This window comes from Thauera phenylacetica B4P (assembly GCF_000310225.1).
In the GTDB taxonomy this organism is placed as follows: Bacteria; Pseudomonadota; Gammaproteobacteria; order Burkholderiales; family Rhodocyclaceae; genus Thauera; species Thauera phenylacetica.
In genome coordinates this window covers 1-4,262 of sequence record NZ_AMXF01000297.1, presented here as the reverse complement: position 1 = coordinate 4,262, position 4,262 = coordinate 1, and the positions used below count along the sequence as shown (strand labels likewise).

Below are 4,262 nucleotides of genomic sequence, written 5' to 3'. Positions count from 1 at the left end.
CAGCGCGCACCCGCGCCACCAGGCGGGCGCCCGGGTCCGACACCGCCGGCGTGCCGGCGTCGGTGATCAGCGCGACCTGGCGGCCGGCGGCGAGCTCGGCGACGATCGCCCCGGCAGCCTCCTGCTCGTTGTGCTGGTGCACCGCGAGCATGCGCGCGCGGATGCCGTGCGCATCGAGCAGGCGCTGGCTGTGGCGCGTGTCCTCGGCCGCGACCACATCGACCGCGGCGAGGACGGCGAGCGCGCGCAGCGTGATGTCATGCAGGTTCCCGAGCGGCGTCGCCACCACATACAATGACGGCGTGCTGGAGAGCGAACGATCGGGCAGGGGAGCGGAGGCAGTCATGGGTGGCAGATCCGGAGGCTGGACGCGCAGCGCGGGCGAGGACGCCCAGGGCGCGCACGCGGGGGAGGACAGTATCGGCGCACGCCCGACGCCGGCGCAAGCACGCGGCGCCGCGGCCGAGGCGCTCGCCGCCGAGCACCTCGCCGCCCACGGCCTGCGCGTGATCGCGCGCAACGTGCGCTGCCGCGGCGGCGAGGTCGACCTGGTCTGCCTCGACCGCAGCCACGTCGTCTTCGTCGAGGTGCGCCTGCGCAGCAATGGCCGCTTCGGCGGCGCCGCGGAGAGCATCACCGCGGCCAAGCAGCGCCGCGTGCTGATCGCCGCGCAGTGGTGGCTGGGCGGCGCGGGGCGGCGCTTTCGCGACGCGCCGTGCCGCTTCGACGCGGTGCTGCTCGACGCCCTCGACCCGGCGCGCGTCACCTGGCTCCCCGGCGCCTTCGATGCCGGCTGAGAGCGCGTGCTAGACTCTGCCGCCCCGCAGACGCCGCTTGCCGCATGAACCTGATCGACCGCATCTCGCACCAGTTCGAAGACAACATGCGCGCCTCGCTCGAGGCGCTCGAGCTGCTCGCAGCGCCGATCGCCGGCGCGGTCGAGCTGATCACCGCCAGCCTGCTCGACAGCGGCAAGGTGCTGGTGTGCGGCAGCAGCGGCTCGGCAGGCGACGCGCGCCGCTTCGCCGCGCAGCTGGTGAACGGCTTCGAGCTCGAGCGCCCGGCGCTCGCCGCGATGGCGCTCAGCGCCGACAGCTCCAGCCTCGCACCGGTGGCCGGCGACCCCGACACCCAGGCCTTGTTCGCCCGCCAGATCGCCGCCTTCGGCCAGCCCGGCGACATCCTGCTGACCCTGTCCGCCAACCCCGACTCGGCGCGCGTGCTCGACGCCATCCGCGCCGCCCACGAGCGCGACATGCGGGTGATCGCACTGACCGGCGCAGGCGGCGGACGCACCGCCGACGCGCTCGCCCCCGCCGACATCCTGCTGTGCGCGCCGGCCGAGCGGATTGCCCGGATCAGGGAAATCCACTTGCTGATCCTGCACTGCCTGTGCGACGGTATCGACTGCCTCTTACTCGGAGTGGAAGACTGATGACCCAACCCCAACACCCCGACAGACCGGCGAAGTCCAGCCGGCGCGCCCTCCTCCTGGGCCTTTCCGCGGCCATCGCGCTGCCGCTGCTGCAGGGCTGCTTCCCGGTCGTCGCCACCGGCGTCGGCGCCGGCGCGGCGATGGTCTCCGACCGTCGCACCAGCGGCACCTACGTCGAGGACGAAGGCATCGAGTGGAAGGTGGCGGCACGCATCCGCGAGCGCTTCGGCGACGGCGTGCATGTCAACGTCACGTCCTACAACCGCAACGTGCTGCTCACCGGCGAGGCGCCCAGCGAGACCGTGCGCGGCCAGCTCGACGGCATCGTCGCCGGCGTCGAGCACGTGCGCGGCGTGGTGAATGAGGTGGCGATCGCGCCCAACTCCAACCTCACCGCGCGCGGCAACGACACGCTGATCACCTCCAACGTCAAGGCGCGCATGATCGACGCAGGCACCGTCACGGCCCACAACATCAAGGTCGTGACCGAGGCCAACGTCGTCTTCCTGCTCGGCATCGTCACCCGCAGCGAGGCCGACGCGGCCGCCGAGGTCGCGCGCACCAGCCAGGGCGTGCGCAAGGTGGTGCGGGTGTTCGAGTACATCAGCGACGAGGAAGCGCGCCGCCTCGACAACCCGACCGGCGCCCGCCGCAACTGAGCCTCCCTGGGCGGCCACCCTGGCGGCGGCGTCCCCGCGGACGCGCCGCCGGCGGTCCGGACTACGCGCCGAGCGCGTCGAGCAGCTTCTGGTGCACGCCGCCGAAGCCGCCGTTGCTCATCACCAGCACGTGATCGCCCGCCCGTGCCGCTGCGACCACGTCGGCCACCAGCGCGTCCAGGCGATCGTAGCTGCGCGCGCGCGCGCCCATCGGGGCAAGCGCCGCGGCGGCGTCCCAGCCCAGCCCGTGCGCATGACAGAAGACCAGGTCGGCCTCGGCGAGACTGGACGGCAGCTGCGCCTTCATGACCCCCAGCTTCATGGTGTTCGAGCGCGGCTCGAGCACCGCCAGGATGCGGCCCTGCGGCTCGCGCCGGCGCAGGCCGCCGACGGTGAGCGCGATCGCGGTCGGGTGATGGGCGAAGTCGTCGTAGACGCTCACCCCGCGCACCGTGCCGCGCAGCTCCAGTCGACGCTTGATGCCGGCGAAGCGCCCGAGGCTGGCGATCGCCTGCGCCGGGGTGACGCCGACGTGACGCGCGGCGGCAATCGCGGCGAGCGCGTTGGCGCGGTTGTGGCTGCCGGCGAGCGGCATGCGCACGCGGCCCTGCTCGACACCGTCGAGGCGGAACACCGCCTCGGCCTCGTCCGCCCCGGTCGCCACCGTCCACCGGCCGTCGCCACCGAACCATTCCAGTTCCGACCAGCAGCCGCGCTCGACGACGCGCCGCAGGCTGTCCTCGTGCGCGTTGGCAACGATGCGGCCGCTCGCCGGGATGGTGCGCACCAGGTGGTGGAACTGGGTCTCGATCGCGCCGAGGTCGGCGAAGATGTCGGCGTGGTCGAACTCGAGGTTGTTGAGGATCGCGGTGCGCGGCCGGTAATGCACGAACTTCGAGCGCTTGTCGCAGAACGCGGTGTCGTACTCGTCGGCCTCGATCACGAAGAAGGGCGACTCGGTCAGGCGCGCGGACACGCCGAAGTTCTGCGGCACGCCGCCGACCAGGAAGGACGGCGACAGGCCCGCGTCCTCCAGCATCCAGGCGAGCAGCGAGGTCGTGGTGGTCTTGCCGTGGGTGCCGGCCACCGCCAGCACCCAGCGCCCGGCGAGCACGTGCTCGGCGAGCCACTGCGGCCCGGACACGTAGGGCAGGCCGCGGTCGAGAATCGCCTCGAGCAGCGGGTTGCCGCGCGACACCGCGTTGCCGACCACGTACACATCGGGCTCCAGGTCGAGCTGGCTGGTGTCGTAGCCTTCGATCAGGCCGATACCCTGCTGCTCGAGCTGGGTGCTCATCGGCGGATACACGTTGGCGTCGCAGCCGGTGACGGTGTGACCGGCTGCGCGCGCGAGCAGCGCGACGCCGCCCATGAAGGTGCCGCAGATGCCGAGGATATGGATGTGCATGGGGGGTTCGCGCTCCGCTAAGCCTTCATCCGGCCGCAACCGGGGCTGTATTACAATGGGCGCGCATTCTACCCGAGGCCCACCATGCCCTCACACGCCCACGTTTCCCGCAGCGGCGGCCTGCGGCGCGAGATCGCCGCGCTCGCCGCGCGCATGATGGCCGAGGACGGCATCAGCGACTTCGGCTTCGCCAAGCGCAAGGCGGCGAAACAGCTCGGCGCCACCGACGCCGACGCCCTGCCCAACAATACCGAGATCGAGGCCGAGCTGCGCGCCTGGCTGGCGATCTACCAGGACGAGGAGCAGCCGCAGCGCCTGCTCGAGATGCGCAGCGCGGCGATCGAGGTCATGCGCCTGCTCGCCGACTTCCGCCCCTACCTCACCGGCGGCGCGCTCGACGGCACCGCGGGGCGCTATTCCGAACTCGAGATCGAGCTCTTCCCCGAGAGCACCAAGGACGTCGAGATCTTCTTCCTCAACCAGGACTTCGCCTACGAGCACCGCGAGCCGCGCCGCCCCGCGCCGCACGCTCCCGAGGCCATCCTCGGCTTCGACTGGGACGACGTGCCGGTGAAGGTGTCGATCTATCCTTCCGCCGCCGAGCGCAGCCCGCGCCGCGGCCAGGACCGCGCCCGCCTCGCCCAGGTGGAGGCGCTCGTCGCCGCGGCGCAGAGCGCAATCGCTCCACACCCGTCCGCGCCCTGAACGTACGCCGCGCTGCAGCGGTCGCGCAGCCTCGCGCGGCTTGCGGCGGGGGGCG

The 4,262-nt window shown here is 72.5% G+C and carries 6 protein-coding genes; 4 read left to right on the top strand and 2 right to left on the bottom strand.

Translation table 11 applies throughout. From position 1 onward, the window contains the following. Nucleotides 1-346: SAM-dependent methyltransferase (locus C667_RS20755; RefSeq protein WP_245538520.1), on the bottom strand; the 346-nt coding region annotated here is incomplete at its 3' end. On the opposite strand from C667_RS20755, the gene C667_RS20750 reads away from it, so the two are divergent. Genes C667_RS20750 through C667_RS20740 form a run of 3 tightly spaced genes read left to right on the top strand, consistent with a single transcriptional unit; the run spans nt 345 to nt 2,094 of the window. Then, nucleotides 345-797 (top strand): YraN family protein, encoded by a 453-nt coding sequence (locus tag C667_RS20750; RefSeq protein WP_004381595.1) that lies wholly within the window; start codon nt 345-347, stop codon nt 795-797. The genes C667_RS20755 and C667_RS20750 overlap by 2 nt on opposite strands. Nucleotides 798-841: 44 nt before the next feature. Next, the gene (locus tag C667_RS20745) at nt 842-1,435 is read left to right on the top strand and encodes an SIS domain-containing protein (protein WP_004381594.1); all 594 of its coding nucleotides are present in this window, start codon (nt 842-844) and stop codon (nt 1,433-1,435) included. Further along, on the top strand, nt 1,435-2,094 hold the full coding sequence (locus tag C667_RS20740; protein WP_004381593.1) for a BON domain-containing protein: 660 nt from the start codon (nt 1,435-1,437) through the stop codon (nt 2,092-2,094). The genes C667_RS20745 and C667_RS20740 overlap by 1 nt, the downstream gene beginning before the upstream one ends. Before the next feature lie 61 nt (nt 2,095-2,155). Here the strand turns inward: C667_RS20740 and mpl are convergent, their stop codons facing one another. Continuing rightward, the gene (gene mpl / locus C667_RS20735) at nt 2,156-3,502 is read right to left on the bottom strand and encodes a UDP-N-acetylmuramate:L-alanyl-gamma-D-glutamyl-meso-diaminopimelate ligase (RefSeq protein WP_004381592.1); all 1,347 of its coding nucleotides are present in this window, start codon (nt 3,500-3,502) and stop codon (nt 2,156-2,158) included. An 84-nt stretch (nt 3,503-3,586) separates the two neighbouring features. On the opposite strand from mpl, the gene C667_RS20730 reads away from it, so the two are divergent. Beyond that, nucleotides 3,587-4,207: a hypothetical protein gene (locus C667_RS20730; protein WP_004381591.1), complete on the top strand. Its 621-nt coding sequence runs from the start codon at nt 3,587-3,589 to the stop codon at nt 4,205-4,207. Nucleotides 4,208-4,262: the final 55 nt, after the last annotated feature.

Coding starts and splice junctions, on each gene's coding strand:
- C667_RS20740 (WP_004381593.1), top strand. CDS start 1,435: ATGACCCAACCCCAACACCCCGACAGACCGGCGAAGTCCAGCCGGCGC.
- mpl (WP_004381592.1), bottom strand. CDS start 3,502: ATGCACATCCATATCCTCGGCATCTGCGGCACCTTCATGGGCGGCGTC.
- C667_RS20745 (WP_004381594.1), top strand. CDS start 842: ATGAACCTGATCGACCGCATCTCGCACCAGTTCGAAGACAACATGCGC.
- C667_RS20730 (WP_004381591.1), top strand. CDS start 3,587: ATGCCCTCACACGCCCACGTTTCCCGCAGCGGCGGCCTGCGGCGCGAG.
- C667_RS20750 (WP_004381595.1), top strand. CDS start 345: ATGGGTGGCAGATCCGGAGGCTGGACGCGCAGCGCGGGCGAGGACGCC.